Source organism: Phytoactinopolyspora halotolerans, assembly GCF_010550675.1.
GTDB classification, from domain to species: domain Bacteria; phylum Actinomycetota; class Actinomycetes; order Jiangellales; family Jiangellaceae; genus Phytoactinopolyspora; species Phytoactinopolyspora halotolerans.
In genome coordinates, this window is sequence record NZ_JAAGOA010000009.1 from 196211 (window position 1) to 215134 (window position 18924).

Genomic DNA, 18924 nt, shown 5'->3' on the forward strand with positions numbered 1-18924 from the left:
CGGTATGGTGACGCTCGTGCCCAGCAGCATCGAGATCGCGCGGGTCCGAGCCATCGAACTCCGTGTCCCCTCGTCCAAGGGGTCCCGGCCCGGTGACGGATACGCTCACAACGTCGTCATCACCCTCGACGCCACCGTCGACGGCCGGGCCGTCGGCGGGGCCGGGGAAGCGTGCCCGCGTGGCCGCACACTGACCGGCGACACCGGCCGCGGGTCCTGGCGCTTCCTCTCCGCCGCGCTCAAACGGTTACACGGGGCGCGCGTGCGTACCGACCCGGGTGCCGTCTCCGCCGACGTCTCGCAGCTGATCGCCGATCTGCGGGCGCTGGCCCGCCGCATGGTGAAGGTCGCCATGCCGGGTGAGCCGTACCGGGGCACCATGGCGGGCCTCGAGGCGGCGCTGCTCGACCTGGTCAGCACGGCGGAAGGGGTGCCGCTCGCCCACGTGCTGGGAGGCAAGCGGAGCCCGCTCGACATCGTCGGGGTGGTCGCCGCCCGGAGTATCTCCCAGGCAGAGCAGCGGATCGCACCCCACGTCGGACGGACGACGGTCAAGCTGATCGATCTACCCGACCGCACGACTGCCCTGGACGTGGTCTCGGCCGTCGGCTCCGTGGCCGGTCCGGGCGTGCCCGTCTGGCTGGAATTCGCCGCCGAACTCGAACGTGCGGAAACCGACAAGCTCGTCGAGGCCCTCGCTGACCGTATCGGCAGCGGTGCGCTACCGCCGCATGTGCTGGTACGGCCGTTCGTCACCGCCGACCATGCGACGCTGGCCGAACTGCAGCGATACGCAGACGTGCTGGCGCCACCGAAGCACGACCGGCCGGGGATCGTGGTCCTGACCGGTGCCGCATCGGTCGAGGACATACGTGCGGCAGTGCTCGGCGGCGTGCGCGGTGTCGAGCTCAACCCGGGTCGGCTCGGCGGTGTGCTCCCCGCCTTGGACCTCGCGCGTTCGCTCGACACCGGCGGGAGGATCCGGGTGGCGGTCTCCGCCGATCCGCACGCCTCCGCCGTCGGCACCCGTGCGGCGGCGGAGCTCGCGGCCGCACTCCCCCGCCTCGACTACCTGGCGTTGCCCGACGCCTCGATCGCCGGCACCGTCCAGACCGACCCCGAGCTGAGCCTCGACGATCGTCACCGTCTCCTTCCCGGCGAGCGAAGCGGTATCGGCGGACGCGTCGTCCTGGCACCGGCCGTGCATCACCAGACTCGGTACGCGACCGGGTCAGGCTCCGCCGCCCCGGCGCCGACGTACCAGGGGATGGCGGCCAACGAGTTCGATCTAGACACGATGATGCAGTTCGAGTTCTCAGACGGTACCGTCGATACCGCAAACCCGCTGCTCAGCCGCGCAGCATTGGCATTCGGGCTGAACACGACCCGGCTCGCCCGCAGCGTTGTGCTGGCACACCATCCGCAGCTCGCCGAGCCGATCGGTTTCGCCAGCCGCCGTTCCACCTGGACCGGGCTGTCCACCCGCGCCGTCGTCGACAAGAAGGACCTGACCAAGAAGGTCCTCGGCGCCGCCGGCGTCGCCGTACCGCGGGGCGAGGTGTTCAAACCCAGGCAGGTCGAGCGGGCCGTGCGGTATGCCCTGTCGCTCGGCGCGCCGGTGGTCGTCAAGCCCCGCGGTGGATCCCACGGCAGGGGTGTGACGACCGACCTGCGCGACGAGAGCGACATCCGCAACGCCATCGCCATGCTGGCCGGCGCCTCGTCTGCCCGCAGCCCGTTCGTGGTCGAGGAACACGTCACCGGCGAGGACTACCGGTTTCTGGTCGTCGGCGATCGCGTCGTCTCGGTGGTGCTGCGCCGACCCGCATCCGTCGAGGGCGACGGCAGGTCCTCGGTGCTTGATCTGGTCATCCAGAAGAACCAGCACCGGCTCGCGAACCCGCAGATGCACGGCTCATTGATCGAGCTGGGCGACAATGCCCGCTACTGGCTCGGTAAACAGGGCATGACGGTGGACAGCGTGCCCGGCGCCGGGCAGCTCGTGCAGCTGGGCAGCGCGGGCAACATCGCCAACGGCGGGGACAGCGTCGAAGTCTTGGACGAGACACACCCCAGCCTGCTCGACCTCGCCGTCCGCGCCACCTTGGCGGTGCCCGGCCTCGACTATTCCGGCGTCGACCTCATCGGCGACCACCGGCGTCCGGTCGACGAGCACCGCGCCGTCGTCATCGAGGTGAACTCCAACCCGGGCACCGACCTGAACCACTTCCCCATGTTCGGCACCCCGCGCGACGTCTCCACCGAGCTGGTTCTGCGCCAGTGTGAGCTTGCCGGCTACCGGCCGGCACAGATCCTCGACGAGCTCAACGTCCGGATCGAGATCTCCGGGCGGGTCCAGGGCGTCGGCTACCGGAACTGGTTCGAGCAGCTCGCGACCGGCCGAAACGTCGCCGGTACCATATGCAACCTTCCGTCGGGGCAGGTCGAGGCCTATGTCACCGGACGGCTGGACGACGTGTGGCTGGTCGTGTCGAAGGCGATCGACGGGCCGCCGCGGGCCCGGCCATACCGGGTGGTGACCACCCACGTCGGCGCTGTCACCCCCACCGACCGGTTCGAGGTGCGTTGATGACCACCCAGATGCAGGAGTTCCAGCGGTTCCTGGCGGAGAACGTCCCGCACCGGTGCAGCCAGACCTCGGCGATGATCGAGTTCGCCGCGCAGTGTCGCGGGCTGGAGACCGACCGGTACGACAAGAGGATTCTCCTGGTCACCTTCCCCGAGGCGACGGTGCCGTTCGTCGGCCTGAACGGACCTGACACCTCTCGCATCGGCCATCTGCTGTGCACCTACGCGGACGAGCAGCGGCAGCTGTGGAAGAAGCAGGGGCTCCGCACCGCCCGGTATGGGGTCTTCGCCACGAGCCAGCCCACCCGGGCCGAGCGGTTCGCGGCGAATCTGGGGTGGCCGGTGACGGTCCGTCCGGCACGTTTCGATGGCGCGGACGGGGTGACCACGCACGTCCGTTCCGCCGAGGAGTTCCGGGCGGCATGGCAACACGCCCGGGACGCATACGTCGATCACGTCGGTACCAAACGGATCCTGGTCGAGCAGCGGCCGGCCGGCGAGGCGCTCAGCTTCTATGTGGTGAGTGGCCGCGTCGTCGCCGCCACGCACCGACCGTCTCCCGAGGTCGCCGTCGACGTCACGGAAGAGGTGGACCCCCGGCTGGCGACCGTCGCGATCGACGCGGTCGACGCCCTACCTGGGCTTGTCCACGCCGAGGTGACCCTGATCGCTCCGCCGCCCGCGGTCGGATCCGCCGCAGCCGGTCCCGGATCCGATCCCGCGGCTGACGCCGCGGAAGTGCCCGAGGACGAGCCGTTCTACGTGCTCTACGGCGTGGACTGTCTTCAGGCGCCCGCCGGTCAGTTCCCGACCGAGGGGCAGCCCCGGGACATCGGCGGCGCGATCATCGACCATTACCTCAGCGCGCCGCGCTGGCGGATTCCGCGCACCATACCGCACCAGCCGATCACCGCGGGTCGACCGGCACCTGGCTGGATCGTCCCCGCCGGTGCTTAGGCGAGGCCGAGGTCGACCTTCATGGAATGCGAGTTCGGGGCGCTATAGCCCACCGAACCCGCATCCCATAGCGGCCATGCTCAGTGGATGCCGCACTCCGTCTTGGCCTTGCCCGCCCAGCGGCCCGCCCGCGGATCCTCTCCGTCCGACACGGGTTGCGTGCACGGCTCGCATCCGATGGAGGCGTAGCCGAGCTGCTGCAGCGGATTGACCAGGATGTCGTGCTCGGCGATGTAGTCGTCCACCTGCTCGTCCGACCAGGTCGCCAGCGGATTCACCTTGACCTTCTTGCGCCGCGGGTCCCAGCCGACCACCGGAGCCGCGGCACGGCCCGGGTTCTCCGCCCGCCGCACCCCGCTGGCCCACGCGGTATACGGGCGGATCGCGCGGTCCAGCGGGAACACCTTGCGCATCGCGCAGCACAGGTCCGGGTACGTCTCGTACAGCTTGCCGTAGCTGGCCTCGTGCTCGGGGACCGTCAGCGGATGCCCGACCGTCTCGACGGTGATGTCGTAGGCCGAGGCGATGGCGTCTCGGGTCCCGATCGTCTCAGCGAAGTGGTAGCCCGTGTCCAGGAACAGCACGCGGATGCCGGGTACCGCCTGTGACGCCACGTGGCAGAGCACGCCGTCGGCCATCGAGGCGGTGAGCACGAACGCGTCCCCGAACGTCTCGTGTGCCCAGCGGACCACGTCCTGTGCCGGCGCGTCCTCGAGATCGCGCCCGGCCGTTGTGGCCATCCGCTGGAGTTCGTCGGTGGGAATGCGGGTCGTCATCTACTGCCTCCATCGAGATCCACATGCTGCAGGATCAGGCCAAGCTTGCGGAGCGCATCTGCGACGTCGGCCAGTGTCCGGTCCACGCGCTCAATCCATAGTCGGCCACGAGTGTGGTCGAACACAATCTCTGACACCGTCGTCGCACCGATCGCTACCCGCAGACCGCCGATCCATTCACCGTCCTGCTGGTGGATCCGAACCGGCTGGCCGAGCTGGAAGGTCCGGCCCAGGACGGCGTCGTCGGACGGCACCAGGCCGCGCAGGTCCTGGGCGAGCATCCGGTAGACCTTCCGGCCCTGGCCCATGGTCAACGGTGTGCCGTCCGGGCGCCGCGCCAGGAAGGTGAAGATGGTCGGCAGATCGTCGAGGCCGCGCGTGTCCGGCTGGGGAATCGCCGTGTACGGACTCTCCACCAGGCTGATCTGGGGTGTGTCCTCGAGGATCTTCCGCAGCCCCGCGACCAGCAGACGCAGAACCTCGTCCCGGATCTCCGGCGAAGCGTTGTGGAACGAACGCATCTCCGCGAGCGCCGCTTCCCACCGCAGCAGCAATCCGGCGTTGGGCCCGCGTCGCGCGACCGCGCGTAGGTCACTCAGCGCCTCCGGCACGTCAGCGCGGGTCAGATAGTCCGCCATGCCGGCCGGGAGGTCCCGGCCCGCCGCCAGGCGTCCCGCGACCGTCGACGGGAGGATCACCGCACCGGAGAACGGCGGGCCGCCGAAGAACTTCGACCCGGTGACGATCACCATGTTGCCGTCCCGCAGATGCTGCACCGCCGTGTTCTGGTCGATGCGCATCTGCGCGGCGTCCACCACCACGTCCAGCCGATCGCCGAACCGCTCCCGCCAGCGCAGCACCGTCTCCCGGCGCGGCAGCCGGATGCCGGTCTTGGAGCCTTCCACCACGTGCACGAGGACCCGGCCTGTGTCGACCTGTGCCTCGATCGCCGCTTCGACCGCCGCCTCGACCTGTTCGGGGGGCAGCATCTCACCGTTCGGGTCGCGCAGATCGACAATGGAGGTCGTGACCTTCGCCGGGTCGAATCCGCCGATCGGCTCCCCCGCCACGCACGGGTTCCCGGACGGCAGCCGTCCGCAGAAGTGCCGGCCGGCAGCGGCGTAGGTGCTGCCGCTGCCGATCTCGTACTGGCCGACCACGACCGAATGCACCGGCTCGTCCGCGCTCAACGCGGCCAGCAACGCCACCAGCTCGGCGTCGGTGCCGGACGGGGTGAAGACCACCTCGGCATCGCCCCGTACGCCGAGCGCCGCCAGCAGTGTCCGCCGCATCACCGTGGTGTGCTCGTCCACACACCGGCCGAGCTCGTAGCCGAGTGCGGCCTCGATCAGCCGGCGCCGAAGCCGGCTCGCCGCGTCGAACCCACGGGTCGTCGGCGACGACGCCGTACATGAGCCCAGCAGGCTGGTCCACGGGGTCGGGCTCGGCGAGATCCCGTACGAGTTCACACCGCCGTGCCAGTCGATCGTCTGCCGGGTATCGCCGCCGCTGGCCAGCAGCACCTCGGTGGGCGCGGCGAACGGCAAGGCCCGGGCGGCCCGGTCGATCTCGCTGTCCGGGCACGGGTCCAGCCCGTCGCGTTCGGCCACGAACTCCGCGATCCGCGCGGCGATCGCCTGGGCCGATGCCACATCATCGAGCCGGTCGTGCAGGTCCAGCAGCTCGGTCGCGTTGCCCGCAAGCGGCGAGAACGCGTTGAACGCCGCCGGCTCGCCGCGGGCGGACAGGCTGGTCGCGCCGTATGCCAGCGCGGTGGCGTGGGCGAGGATGCGGTGCGCCCAGTCCGGCGTGCGCAGCGTCTCGGGCCCGTCCACGGCGCTGCTGGCGGCCGTCCGGGTCAACTCGATCGTCTCGCGCAGAATCAGCGCCGACCCGGTGACCGTCGCCGCCCGGTCCGGACGCAGGGTCAACGTCGTGCCGTCACACACGAACGGCCGGGACTGCGCCGGGTCGATACGGACCGACAGTCCGGCCAGCCGGGCACCGATCTCGGGCAGCCCGCACGCTTCGATCACGGGCCATGGAACCGGTGGTGTCTCCCCCGAACTCTCCAGCACCGCCGGGGCTAAGGATGCATCGGTCACGTGTCGTATCGGCCTTCCAGCTGGTCAAGGACGGCTGCCGCGACGTCCGCTCCCGCCTCCAGACGAGAGTTGACGCCGTACAGGGTGGCGCGGGTGTCCCCGGTGCCTGCCGCGGGCGCGCCGTCCACCGCCCAGCCCAGGTCATCAAGGAACTCACCGACCACCGGAACGTGCGTCGGGTTGACGATCAGATGGATGCTGTCGGGATCGCGCTGCCGGTCGATCCGCCACCCCCGGGTCTCCAAGCGGTCAGCCACGGCCATCATGTCCACCGAGTCCGAGCCGACGGCGAACACGCTGATCGGCGGTTCGCCGACGACGTGCAGCCCGGGGATCGCGCGGATCCCTTCCTGTAGCCGGTCGGTCGCGTCGAACACTTTGCGGAAGATCTCCCGGTAGCCGGCCCTGCCCTCGAACGTGATCGCCGCCCAAGAGCCGGCGATCGCGCCGCCGGAGCGCGTGCCCAGCAGCGTCGGCGAGGCCAGGATGCCGCCCGGCCAGTCCGTATATGCGGCGAACTGAAAGCGGCGCAGGCGGCGATCGGCGTACAGGATGCTCGACGAGCCCTTGGGCCCGTAACCGTACTTGTGCATATCTGCCGTCATCGACGTCACACCGGGCACACTGAGGTCGAACGGCGGAACCTTGCGTCCGAGTTCCCGGGCGAACGGCAATGCGAAGCCGCCGATGGTGGCGTCGATGTGCAGCCCGATGCCGCGCTCCTGCGCGACCACGCCGAGGTCCTCGATCGGATCGACGACGCCGTACGGAAAGCACGGGGCCGACGCGCAGGCCACGATGGTGGACTCGGTGATGGCGGCGGAGAACGCCGCGGGGTCCGCACGGAAGGTGTGGTCGACCGGCACCGGCACCGGGCGCACGCCCAGCAGGTCACCCGCCTTCAGAAACGCCGGATGCGCGGTGACCGGGACGACCATCTCCGGCGCGGTGATCTCCGGCCGCTCGGCGCGTGCCCGGTCCCGGTAGGCCTTGACCGCCAGGATGATGCTCTCGGTACCACCTGACGTCATGGTTCCCCCGGCGACCTGGGGGTCCGCGCCGAGCAAGTCGAGCAGCATCCACACGACCTGCTTCTCCATGGTGGCGATGCTGGGGAACGCCGTCGGCCCGAGGATGTTCTCGGAGGCGAACTCGCGATACGCGTCGTGCACGATCTCGTCGTGCTCCTCGCCGGCCCAGTAGATCAGGCTCCAGATGCGGCCACGACGCCAGTCCACATCGTCGTCGCGGAGGGAACGTAGCCGCGCGCGCAGCTGGTCCGCCGGTACGCCGTGCTCGGGAAAAGGCACGTACGGCTCGCCGGACTCCGATTCTGCAGAGAACGTCATCGATGTAGGTCCTCTTCCTTCATCGCCCGCGCCGACCGCATCACCGATGCGCACGGCACCCTCCCGACTCTCACCGGCCCGCCGGTCGACAGCCGCTTAGACGGGTCGGTTATATCTTCGTTACCTAGCCGAAACCATACCTCTCGCCACGATTCGATCCAAGCTCCGCCCGCGTTGCGGAGTGTGTCGTAGCCTGGCATCCCGACGCAGGAGACGACCGAGGATGACAGACCGCATGAACCCGGGACGCGACATCTACGCGAACCGGACGCTGAACCTCAGATCCATCGAGGCGATCGGCTATGACATGGACTACACCCTGCTCCACTACCGCACCGAGGAGTGGGAGGGCGCCGCGTTCGAGCACGCCCGCCGGCTGCTGGCGGAACGGGGCTTTCCGGTGGCCGATCTGACCTTCGAGGCCGACCGCTATCTGCAGGGCCTGGTGATCGACCTCGATCTAGGCAATCTGGTGAAGGCGACCCGCTTCGGGTACGTGATCCAGGCACAGCACGGCACCTCCCAGCTCACCTTCGACGAGCTGCGCAAGACCTACGCCAATCTCTTCGTCGATCTCGGCGAGCCTCGGTTCCGGTTCCTCAACACCATGTTCTCCATCTCCGAGGCGGCGCTGTACGCCCAGCTGGTCGATCGGCTGGATGCCGAGGAGATCACCGGCCCGCTCGGCTACGACGAGCTGTACCGTGAGGTGTCGTCCGCGCTGGACCAGTCACACGCGATCGGAACGCTCAAAGCCGAGATCGCCGCCGACCCGGACCGGTTCTGCGACCTCGACCCGGACACCGCACAGACGCTGCTCGACCAGCGCCTCGCCGGGAAGCGGCTGCTGTTGATCACCAACAGCGAATGGTCCTACACCCGCGCCATGATGAGCTACGCGTTCGACCGGCACGTGCCGAGCGGGTCGTGGCGCGACCTGTTCGACATCGTCGTGGTCGCGGCGGCCAAGCCGCGCTTCTTCGCCGAGTACATCCCGGCGTTCCGGATGGTCGACACCGAGCGAGGACTGCTGCAACCGCACCGCGGGCCGCTCCAGGTGGGCGACGTGTATCACGGCGCGTGCGCCCGGCTGGTGGAGCAGAGCCTCGGCCTGGACGGCTCGCACATCCTGTACGCCGGCGACCACCTGTTCGGCGACGTGCACGTCACCAAGTCGGTGTTGCGCTGGCGCACCGCGCTGATCATGCGCGAGCTGGAGACGGACATCGCCGACGCGAACCGGTTCGCCAAGGATGAGGCGGAGCTGCGCAGGTTGATGGCGCAGAAGATCGAGCTCGAGGACATGGTGGCGCAAGCCCGCCTGGCCGAGGTACGGCGCAGCGCGGACGAGTCGGCGCCGGAGTGGGATGGCCCGTCCATCTCGCAACTGCTGGAACAGCTGCGCGAGCTCGACCAGCGCATCACTCCCCTGGCGAAGGCCTCCGCCGAGTTGGGCAATCCCACCTGGGGGCCCATGATGCGCGCCGGGAATGACAAGAGCATGTTCGCCCGGCAGGTCGAACGCTACGCGGACGTCTACACGTCCCGGGTGGCGAATTTCGGGCTGCGCACGCCGTACGCCTTCCTGCGCGCCGCTCGCACGAGCCTGCCCCATGACGTCATTTCGTGGGATTCCATCCAGGAATGACATGACGGTGACGCGTCGGTGAATTCTTCGCGTGCGGCATCGGCGCGGCTGCACGGCATAAATAAGAAGGTCCGCGTGCACCGGTTCTCGGTGCACGCGGACCCTTATCCCCCGTGTATGACTTTCGGATTTGCGTACCTCAGGCGCCTACTGCCGTGCATTCCCCCGTGCGAAGCACTACGGCAGGCCCAAAGGCGTTCGATCACGCCCCCTGACCATCAGGGAACCATTCGGACAAACTACCCAAGCAAGCCGAGAACGAGGTTGACAATCTGGTCGAGGAGATCGGTCAGGACGTCTACGAGATACATGCTCTTCCCTCCGTTCGAGCATCTTCCGAAATGGTGAATCGCCTGATCCCTAGCTTGCCGGTCCGGACGGATCCGGTCGATCCATGGCTATGACTATAGCGATGACACATTGCATCGTAAAGAGTTTCTGAGAATTGTTTGGAAGCGCCCCGGAGCGGTCGTGACTAAGGCGTGACTAACGTCCGTGTCATTGTCATGACAGCCGGTGCGCGGTCGGTCCCGTCCGCCCGGTAATCTCGTGATCACCGCCACCGAGCCTGCATGGAGAGACGATGCACCGACGCGCCCGCCGCCATCCCGTACCGTTGCTGACCGCAGCCGTGCTGGTGGGAGCTATCGTCGCAGGCTGCTCCTCGGACGACGACGGATCGTCCGCGAGTGAGGCGCCGCCCGCGTCCGCCACCGCGGACGCCACCGCCTCCGGGACCGGCACCCCGTCCCCCACGGAATCCGCGCTGCCCCTGGCCGAATTCCCGGACACGCCCGCTGGGCAACAAGCGCGCTGGGTGCTCGAACAGCTCGCGGCCGAGACAGGGCCGGACGCGCAGAATGCGGCCGAACGGTTCAGTGACGTCTTCCTTGCCGAGATACCGGCCGACCAGGTGTCCGCGACGTTCGACGGCCTCCGGGAGCTCGGGCCGTTCACACCGGTCGAATACTCGGGCGATGCGCGTCAGGCCATGGTGGAGCTGGTCGGCTCCGGGAGTTCGCGGTACCGGATGAGTCTGGGGGTCGACCGGGACGACGCGATCAGCGGTCTTTTCGTGCAGCCGGCCGCGGAGGCTCCGACGGTGACGAGCTGGTCGGAGTTCACCGCGGCGCTGAGCGACACCGGTGCCGATGTCGCCCTTTATGCGGCCCGGGACGACGGCGGAACGTGGGCACCGCTGCATCAGACCTCGCCCGATGAGCTCCGTCCGCTGGGTTCGATGTTCAAGCTGTACGTGCTCGGCGCCGTCCAGCGGGCCGTCCTCGACGGCGATGTCAACTGGGACGATACGCTCACCGTCACCGACGAGGTGCGCAGCCTTCCCAGCGGCGAGCTTCAGGACGCCCCGGACGGGGCGGGGGTCACGGTGGCCGAGGCAGCCGAGAAGATGATCTCCATCAGCGATAACACAGCTACCGACATGCTCATCGATCTGGTCGGCCGGGACTCGGTGGAGGCCGCCGTGGCAGACATGGGTCACCATGACCCCGCCGCGATGCAGCCGTTCCTCACCACCGGCGAATTCTTCCGGCTGGGCTGGACCGACCCTGACCTCCCCGACCGATGGTCCGACGCCACGGTCGACGAGCGACGCTCCATCCTCGCCGACCTCCCCGCCGACATCTCCGCGGTGGATGTCCCCGCCGTCACGGCCGAACCCCGGTGGGAATCCGGCATCGAGTGGTTCGCTGCCCCCGCCGACGTCGCCGCCGCCCACCGCTCACTCCAAGAACTCGCCTCCCAGGACGAGGCAGACACCGTACGCGACCTGCTCGCGGTCAACTCGGGCCTGGCGATCGACGCCGGTGACTGGCCCTACGTCGCCTTCAAGGGCGGCAGCTCCGCCGGCGTGCTGGCGTTCTCCTGGTACCTCGAGAACCCCGACGGCATCGGTCATACTCTGGTCGTCCAGCTCCGCTCCGACAACCCCAACGCGGTGGCCGACCAGGCCTACGTCACCACCGTCGTCCAGCAGGCGTTCGACCTCCTCGCGGACGGATAGCCGAGGGCCGGGGATTCCTCCCTCCCCCGCCGGACGCAACCACAACTCAACCGCAGCTCATGCGGGAGCGAGTGCGCCGACCAGCCGTGCCGTCGATCCGCGCAGCGTCGCCGCGCTCCCTTCCGGCAGCGGCACGATCGACGCCGCTCCGTAGTCCGACGCGATCGAACGCAGCCGCGAGAACAGGTACTCCCCATACGAGTCGCCCGGACTGGCCACCGCGAGTTCGTGCGCGCGCATCACCCGTTCCACGACGTAACCCCGGCTGCGGAACGGGGCGAAGTCGGCGCTGTCGATGACGAACAGCGGCCGGAATGAGCCGGTCATCATCTGGGCGTACTCGAACTCCCGGGCGATGCGCTCGGCTTCGCCGTCTGTCAGCCCGGTGGCGACCACCACGACGACCGGCAGCCGACGTGCGCCGTCCTGCACGAAGTACCGCCCGGGCCGGAACGCCATCGAGCGGTGCTGCCCGGATGTGCGTGGAGCGGCGGAACCGCTCAGCCGTCTCGCGATCCGCATCGCCAGGTCAGAACGGCGTAGCGCCCGGCCTGCGAGCCGCCGCGCGGCGCGGTACCCCGGCGTTCTGGTCCGCAATGGCCCCGCCTTCGCCGATGTCGTAGAACTCATACGATCACCCCTTTCTCTGCTAACACCTGCTCCACCAGCGCCATCGCCTCCGCGGCACCGTTGCCCGGGTACAGCCTCAGGCAGCGCCGGCGGATCCGTTCCGCGGATTCCGGTTCCAGCAGACGGTCCAACGCCTGACCGATGGAGGCGGCCGTGACCTCCTCCACGCCGATTCCCACCCCGGCCTGGTCGGCGTACCGGGCGCGGGCTTGCTGATCGTCGGTCACCTTCGCCTTGGGAACGAAGACGGTGGGCACGCCGGCCAGAATCGACTCGTGGTATGCGTTGTATCCGCACGCGACGATCGCGGCGTCGAAGGCCGCCAGAGTCCGGCACAGCGGATACATCGAGATCGTGCGGACACCGGCAGCCGACGTGACGGCGCGGGCGATCGGCGGCCGGGTGGCGTACACGTGCCATCCGGGACGGCGGCCCACCGCGTCGACGATCGCCTCCAGGTCCGGGCCTAGATCGTTCGCGTTCCCGCCGCCCAGTGTGACCAGTACGGCGCGCTCGTCCGGAGCCATACCGAGCTCTGCCCGTGCGGCCTCCCGGTCGAGCACGTCATCGCGGTCCAGCAGGGTGATCGGTGCGACCTTGTGCGCATCGGTACGCCGCGTCGTCGGACCTTCATCGGCCTCGGCCGCGAACTCCCCAGGCTCGATGACGAGGTCGAACCACGCCGACTTCTCCAGCGGGTCTGTCCGGTGGCCCTTCTTCCACATCGCTCGCCGGGACCAGACATACAGCAGATCCGGGAACTGTTCCTTCGCCTCGCCGAGACCCCGGTACGGCCATGTGCCGTCGAACACCAGCGCACGCGGCCGATAGCGGCGCACGACGTCGGCGAAACGCCGGGCGAAGAACGGGTTCCATTCCTTCGCGTCCACGTCCAGATCGTCGCGGGACGGACAGTACTCCCAGTTGTATCCGTATTGAGCCACCACCGGAACCGCGGACGACATGGAGAAGAAGAACGGTTCGATCCGCTCCGTCGCCCGGTTGGCCATCGCCAGCAGCCTGGTCAGATGGCCCATCCCCGTGCCGTTGCTGCTGACGAACAACACCCGGGCCCGCTCCGGCCGGGACGCACGCTCCGGCCGGGACCCACGATTCGGCCGGCATCCCGGGTCCGCCGTGGTTCCGCGGCCGGGCTGGGCTGCCTCGGCTGCCTGGGATGCCCGGGGGCGGCCGTCGGCGGACGGTGGTCCGATCAGCGCCGCCACCCGGTCGACATGGACGTCGTAGCCGTAGCGGGAGGCGACGAACTCGCTGCCCAGCTTGGATTGCGTCACGTATGCCTCGCGGTCCGCCGCCAGCCGGGCGACGACCGCGCCCACCTGCGCGGGTGTGGCATACACGGCGGCATCGCCGTAGCTCTCACGGAAGTGCTCGGGCAGGACGGCCACCGCCCCTGACGCGAGCGCCTCCAGGATGTTCCGGCCGAACGCCTCCACCCAGCCGGGGTGGTGGTAATAGACGAAGAAGTCGACGTCGGACAGGAAGTGCGCCGGATGCCGAGCGCCGAACGGCTCCACCAGCCAACGCCCCGGTACCCGCCCGAGCACGGCGCGCACGGGGTCCGCGCCGCCCAGCACCCGCACCCGCACCCGGTCGGAGTCCGGATAGGCGGCCAGGATGTCGGCCGCGGAGTCGGGCCATTTCGTCCAATGGGGACGGCTGTGCCGTCCGAGCACCGGAACCGCGCGCGGACCGCCCAACCGCTCGGTGGACCAGCGGCTCACGTCCACCAGGTTGCGCCAGTCGTCGCCCGCGAGTGCCACGCCGCCCTGATCGGCCAGCTGGCGGCGCACCACGGGACCGATCGGACGCCACAACGGATCCTGCCCGAACGAGCCGGCAAGCTTCTCAGTCGCCAGCACCGGGTCATACTGCCGCGCTCCCGCTCCGTCGTAGACCGGGTGGTTGGCGATGAGGCTGACCCCGTCCACCGTGACGGTCGCCGGCCGCTCCGTCATGTCCTGGGCCACCACCGGGTGCCGGACGATCGCGTGCCGCGCGTGCACCCGGTCACCCGGCAGCACCAGCGTGGCCAGGCCGTCGTCGACGAGCGCCGACAGATGCGCGGAGACGCCGAGCGTCTTGCTCGTCAGAGAGCTGTTCACGTGCAGCAGAGCCGTACGGTAACCGGCCGCCGCGTGCGCGCGAATCTCCTCGGCCATGCTCGCCGTCGTGCCACCGGAGAGCCGGAGGTCGGAGACCATCAGCATGTCGTACTCGACCACGTCTGCGTTCGTCACGGTGGATGGCTCCTGCCGCTAGAGCCGGGTCCGGGTGGCGTTGCCGACCGCCGGCACAGGCGGTTCCACCGCACCGACGACGCTGGTCGGAGCGGTCTCCGCGGGGACGGTGCCCGCCGAGCCGTCCACGTCGGCGCCGCCGTCCAACCGGCTCGCCAGGTCATCGATCGCACTCTCCAGCCGCTGGTTGTTCGCCGAGAGGAGGCGCGCGAGCTGTTCGAAATGCTCCTGCGGCACCTCCACCGCGGCCGGCGCGTCCAGGAGGTCCCGGTCGTCGCCGAGCATCTGGTACACGCGTCGGCGGAAGGTGTCGATCTTCACCGCCAGACGGCGGCTCTCGCGGTGCTGCACTGCCGCGACGAACAGCACCGCACCGATGATGACGGCGGTCTGTCCCGCCATCGCCAGGCTGGCGGTCGCGGCCTCCGCCAGCAGCCATACCGCCGCGACCGCGACCACCCCTGCGGCCGCGGCGGCGAGCTTGAGTCGTCCGAATCTCATCGTGTCTGCGCTCCTCATCGTCCTAGTACGAGTCCAGGCTCTTGGCGAACGGCCACCGCGGCAGCGGTCTCTCCGGCTCCGCGACGACCGTGTGGTGCGGCTCGTACACCCGCACCATCTCGATGACGCGCTGCTGCACGTAGGTGTCGTACGACCCGTCGGTGGCGTCATACGCGGGCCACGTCGCCGGGTCGACGGCGGTCTCGTAGACGAACCCGCGTCGCCGGACCGGCGCCACGTCGGGCGAGTTCAGCAGCAGGACCGGTTTGATGTACGGCCGGTCGACCTGCAGCCAGGCGAGTTCGTCCGCCAGCGCCTCCAGCTGCGCCGGATCGTGCCCGACCGCCACCACGAGGACCCGGACCGCACCGTTGCGTGCGCGGGGCGGCAGGTAATGTCCGGACGGCATGCCGCCGCGGGCCTCGGCCAGCAGTTGCTCCGTGCTTCTGCCCATTACCGGACCTCCCGTCCGGTGGCGATGGCGGAGACCACGCGGGCCGCGTCCGCGGCGCCGTTACCCGGATGTGCCACTGCCGCCGCCCGCCGCATGCGCCGTGCCCGCACCGGGTCCAGCAGGGTGTTCAGGGCGTGCACGAAGCCGGCCGACCACACGTCGTCGACATGCAGTCCGAAGCCGCCCAGCGTGGCGGTCCGCGCCCGCAACGCCTGGTCGTCCAGGCTGCCGGTCTGCCGGGCCATGAACACACACGGCGTGCCGGCCAGGACGATCTCGTGGAAGGTGTTGTACCCGGTGGTGGACACCGCCGCGTCGAACGCGTGCAGATACCGGGCGACCGGATAGATCGGTTTCATCACCACACCGTCGATCTGCGGCAGCCGGTCGGCGTGCAGCACGTGTTCGGGAGCGAACAGCGTCGCGCCCGGCCGTCGTCGTCGCACGTTGTCCCGGACGTGCGTGATAAGGCGGACCAGATCCTGCGTGGTGTCGGCGGACATGTTCAGCAGGATCGCGGCACCGTCACCGGGAAGGCCCAGCTCGTGCCGGGCCTCGTCCCGGGCCGGCATCTGGTCGGTGTCCACCAGGTTGATCGGGCCGACGTGGTGGATGTTCTCGTGCGGCATCCGCGTGGTCGCTCCGCGGTCCATGGCCGCGGCGAGGTCGAGCGGCTCCAGGATGTGGTCGAACAGGTGCGAGTACTTCGCCCCGCCAGGCCGCCGGCCGGCCCGCCACAGTCCTCGCCGTACCCACATGGTCCGTAGCCCCGGATACTCGGCGGCGATCTCGAACAGCAGTGGCGGCGGGTTCACGTGGTCGACCACCACCAGCTCCGGCCGTAGCCGCTGCACCAGCTGCCGCAACCGGATCCGGAGCAGCTCCCGCCAGGCGAAGCGATCCAGGCCGAGCCGTTTCCAGGATGGGAAGTACTCCGCGGGCACGCCGGATCCGCTGGCGATCCCATACGCCTCGGACATGGTCAGCATGAACGGCATCACGTCCGGCGAGCACCGGGTGGCGATGGCCAGCATGCGCGAGATGTGCCCCAGGCCGTGGCCGTTGTCGGTGAAGAAGACGACCCGCCGGCGCGGGCGGGCACGCGGCGAGTCCGGTCGAGCCGGGACGGTGTCGGCGGCGCCGGGCGCGGTGCGGCTCCGGAACGGCGCCGTCCGGCCTTCCGAGGCCGACGGCGGGCCGATCAGCCGCGCGATCCGGGCCACGTATGCCTCCGGACCGAACCGTTCCCGTACGGTCTGCCAGCCTGCCTCGCGCCGCTCTGCCAGCATGCCAGGATCGTCGGCCAGCCGTTTCACGATCCCCTGCACGTCGTCCGGCTCCGCGTACAGCGCTCCGGGTCCGAACACCGCGCGCAAGTACTCCGGCAGTATCGTCACCGCGCCGGTGGCGATCGCCTCCAACGGTGCCCGCCCGAACGCCTCCACCCACCGGGGGTGGTGGAAATACGGGTAGACGTCGACGTCGGCGAGGAAGCTACGCGGGTGGCGCGCGCCGAACGGCTCCACCGTCCACGTCGCCGGCAGCTCGCCCAGGACGGCGGCCGCCGTCCTGGCGCCGCCCATCACCCGCACCTGATACTCCGGCGACGACGGGTACGCCGCGAGGATCTCCCTCGCGCTCTCCGGCCATTTCGCCCGGTCATCGCGGGAGTGCCGGCCGAGCAGGAACGGCCGGCGCAGGGTGTTCGCCCGGGGCAGCCGCCACTGATCCAGGTCGACGATGTTCGCCCAGGTCTCGGCCGAGACGTCCAGCGTGCTGGTCAACTTGCGCAGCTCGCCGCGGACCACGTCGCTGAGCGGAACCCACTCCCAGCGCCGGCCGAACACGTCCGCCAGAGTCGCGTCCACCTCGTCCGGGTTGTAAGCCATCTTCGAGATCGCCGCGTCCACGTGCACCGCGTTGGCCACCAGCACCGCGCGCTCGGCGTGCAGCCGGACCGGTGCGGGTTGCGCCTCCAGGAACAGCGACGGACCGCGCGCCAGCGCCAGAGCGCACCGCACCCCGTCGTCCGGCCGTACCCACTCCACCAGCCCTTCGTCCAGCAGCTCCCGGATGCTGACGTCGACGATCCGGGCGCCCTTCGAGTTCGACACGTACGGCATCAGGCCGGTGGTATACCCGCGCCGAGCGTGCGCCCGGATCTCCTGAGCCAGGGACTTGTTGCCGCCACCGACCAGCCGGGGGTCGGTGACGACCACGATGTCGTAGCTGCGCATCAGGCCACCTCCGCCCCGGGGCGGGTGTACCGCAGGACCGCCTGCGCGCCGACCAGCACCGGCTCCCGGCGCAGCCCCGGGACCGTCTCCAGCCATCGGTCCACGATCTTCTGTTCGCTGCTGCGGTCCGTGTCGTCCAGGACGACCAGCGCGTCGTCGGCGAGATGCTCGAGCAGTACCGGCAGCGCGGGGTAACGGGCATGACGTCCAGTGACCTTCGGCGGGCCGTCCACCACGAGCATGTCGATACCGTCGAGGTCGGCCAGCGCCGACCGGTCATACCAGGCGAACTCCTCGTCCCCCAACCGCAGCGGGGTGAGCGGCGCGTGCCGGACCTCGGTGCTGTCCCGGTTGCCGTGCAGGTCGACAGCGGCACGGGCGTGCCCGGCGAACTCGTCCAGATGATCCACCGAGACCAGGCGTCCCGTGCCGGCCGCTTCCAGCGCGTATCCGAGCCAGACCGTCGACGTGCCGCTGCCCAGCTCGACCACCAGTTCGGGCCGGTCCCGCTGCACCAGGGCATACAGGTTGAGCAGCCCGGTGGCGTCGAGCGCCCAGCGTCCGGACGACGGCATGGGCTGCCGCGGCGACACCCTGGAGAACAGCTGTAACAGTGCCTCCACCTCTCGCGTCTGATCCCGGATCACGCCGAACACCTCCTTGCGGAATCCGGCGTGAGTCTGCCGTTGCCGCGCCGCCTCCTCTTCGAGGCGGACGACGCCGTCCTCGACGGTGCCGAGGCGATCGCTTGCGCCGTGGGCCGCGTGCACCGCCTCGAGCAGTCGGGCGTCGCCGGACTCGACGGCGTCGATGATCCGTGCAGCATTCTCGGTCAGCGACGAACGCGACGCGGTCGCTTCGCGTTTCTGTTGGGTAAAAAGTCCGTCAACGCGTTTGGAGAGGACCGCCTGCCGGCGTTCCAGATTCCTGGCGCGTCCGGACACATCGACCAGAATCAGCACGGCCGCGCACAGCAGCATTCCTGCAGCGGCGGCCGCTATTCGCCATTGCCCGCCCGCCGACGCGCCCACCGACGAAGCGCCGAGTACGGCACACATCAGCGCCAACACGCGCTGACGACGCGAGGAAAGAAGCACGAAGTCCACCCATCACTTTACGCCGACAATCTCGAACGCCGTCCATCTCGGCCGTCGACACCCTGTGCCCGTGATGCCGTCGAACGATAGCAGGGCCACGGACCGGACCCGCCACACGAAATCCGCCGGGTGCGAGCGCCGGCCACCGCATGCCGGGCCTGCCCACACCGCTCCTGACCTGCATGCTGAAGCGGATCTCTGGATGTACAGGCGCACTGCACCCGAGTCTGACCGGCCTGTGTGAGAATATTGCCAGAACGTCGCGAGAATTCCGTTCGCTTAACATTCTTTTAGCAC

At 69.5% G+C, this 18924-nt stretch carries 13 protein-coding genes; 4 read left to right on the plus strand and 9 right to left on the minus strand.

Annotated features, from left to right (window positions below; translation table 11 throughout):
* Positions 1 to 16 precede the first annotated feature (16 nt).
* Both G1H10_RS34545 and G1H10_RS14785 read left to right on the plus strand, forming a co-directional pair.
* Complete coding sequence (locus tag G1H10_RS34545; RefSeq protein WP_163739013.1) at positions 17 to 2590, plus strand: acylphosphatase; 2574 nt, start codon at positions 17 to 19, stop codon at positions 2588 to 2590.
* Positions 2590 to 3546, plus strand: coding sequence for an ATP-grasp domain-containing protein (locus G1H10_RS14785; protein ID WP_163739018.1), 957 nt, complete (start codon positions 2590 to 2592; stop codon positions 3544 to 3546). The genes G1H10_RS34545 and G1H10_RS14785 overlap by 1 nt, the downstream gene beginning before the upstream one ends.
* A gap of 80 nt (positions 3547 to 3626) precedes the next feature.
* Here G1H10_RS14785 and G1H10_RS14790 read toward each other — a convergent pair whose 3' ends face one another.
* The 3 genes from G1H10_RS14790 to G1H10_RS14800 are packed head-to-tail and all read right to left on the minus strand — an operon-like array spanning position 3627 to position 7776.
* Positions 3627 to 4322 carry a phosphoadenylyl-sulfate reductase gene (locus tag G1H10_RS14790; protein WP_163739021.1) on the minus strand — a complete coding sequence of 232 codons (696 nt, stop codon included), beginning with the start codon at positions 4320 to 4322 and terminating at the stop codon, positions 3627 to 3629.
* Complete coding sequence (locus G1H10_RS14795; protein ID WP_163739024.1) at positions 4319 to 6427, minus strand: hypothetical protein; 2109 nt, start codon at positions 6425 to 6427, stop codon at positions 4319 to 4321. Before G1H10_RS14795 ends, G1H10_RS14790 begins: the two co-directional genes overlap by 4 nt.
* Complete coding sequence (locus tag G1H10_RS14800) at positions 6424 to 7776, minus strand: pyridoxal phosphate-dependent decarboxylase family protein (RefSeq protein ID WP_163739027.1); 1353 nt, start codon at positions 7774 to 7776, stop codon at positions 6424 to 6426. Before G1H10_RS14800 ends, G1H10_RS14795 begins: the two co-directional genes overlap by 4 nt.
* Before the next feature lie 223 nt (positions 7777 to 7999).
* On the opposite strand from G1H10_RS14800, the gene G1H10_RS14805 reads away from it, so the two are divergent.
* Both G1H10_RS14805 and G1H10_RS14810 read left to right on the plus strand, forming a co-directional pair.
* Positions 8000 to 9424, plus strand: coding sequence for an HAD-IG family 5'-nucleotidase (locus tag G1H10_RS14805; RefSeq protein ID WP_163739030.1), 1425 nt, complete (start codon positions 8000 to 8002; stop codon positions 9422 to 9424).
* A 583-nt stretch (positions 9425 to 10007) separates the two neighbouring features.
* Positions 10008 to 11447 carry a serine hydrolase gene (locus tag G1H10_RS14810; protein ID WP_163739033.1) on the plus strand — a complete coding sequence of 480 codons (1440 nt, stop codon included), beginning with the start codon at positions 10008 to 10010 and terminating at the stop codon, positions 11445 to 11447.
* 57 nt (positions 11448 to 11504) lie between these two features.
* On the opposite strand, the gene G1H10_RS14815 is transcribed toward G1H10_RS14810, so the two are convergent.
* The 6 genes from G1H10_RS14815 to G1H10_RS34550 are packed head-to-tail and all read right to left on the minus strand — an operon-like array spanning position 11505 to position 18627.
* The gene (locus G1H10_RS14815; protein ID WP_163739036.1) at positions 11505 to 12077 is read right to left on the minus strand and encodes a hypothetical protein; all 573 of its coding nucleotides are present in this window, start codon (positions 12075 to 12077) and stop codon (positions 11505 to 11507) included.
* A complete protein-coding gene (locus G1H10_RS14820) occupies positions 12074 to 14338 on the minus strand; it encodes a hypothetical protein (protein WP_163739039.1) in 2265 nt (754 codons plus the stop codon). Before G1H10_RS14820 ends, G1H10_RS14815 begins: the two co-directional genes overlap by 4 nt.
* An 18-nt stretch (positions 14339 to 14356) precedes the next feature.
* On the minus strand, positions 14357 to 14839 hold the full coding sequence (locus tag G1H10_RS14825) for a hypothetical protein (RefSeq protein ID WP_163739041.1): 483 nt from the start codon (positions 14837 to 14839) through the stop codon (positions 14357 to 14359).
* A 22-nt stretch (positions 14840 to 14861) separates the two neighbouring features.
* Positions 14862 to 15293 carry a hypothetical protein gene (locus G1H10_RS14830; RefSeq protein ID WP_163739044.1) on the minus strand — a complete coding sequence of 144 codons (432 nt, stop codon included), beginning with the start codon at positions 15291 to 15293 and terminating at the stop codon, positions 14862 to 14864.
* Positions 15293 to 17530, minus strand: a complete 2238-nt coding sequence (locus G1H10_RS14835; RefSeq protein WP_163739047.1) for a hypothetical protein — start codon at positions 17528 to 17530, stop codon at positions 15293 to 15295. Before G1H10_RS14835 ends, G1H10_RS14830 begins: the two co-directional genes overlap by 1 nt.
* On the minus strand, positions 17530 to 18627 hold the full coding sequence (locus G1H10_RS34550) for a class I SAM-dependent methyltransferase (protein WP_163739051.1): 1098 nt from the start codon (positions 18625 to 18627) through the stop codon (positions 17530 to 17532). Before G1H10_RS34550 ends, G1H10_RS14835 begins: the two co-directional genes overlap by 1 nt.
* Positions 18628 to 18924: the final 297 nt, after the last annotated feature.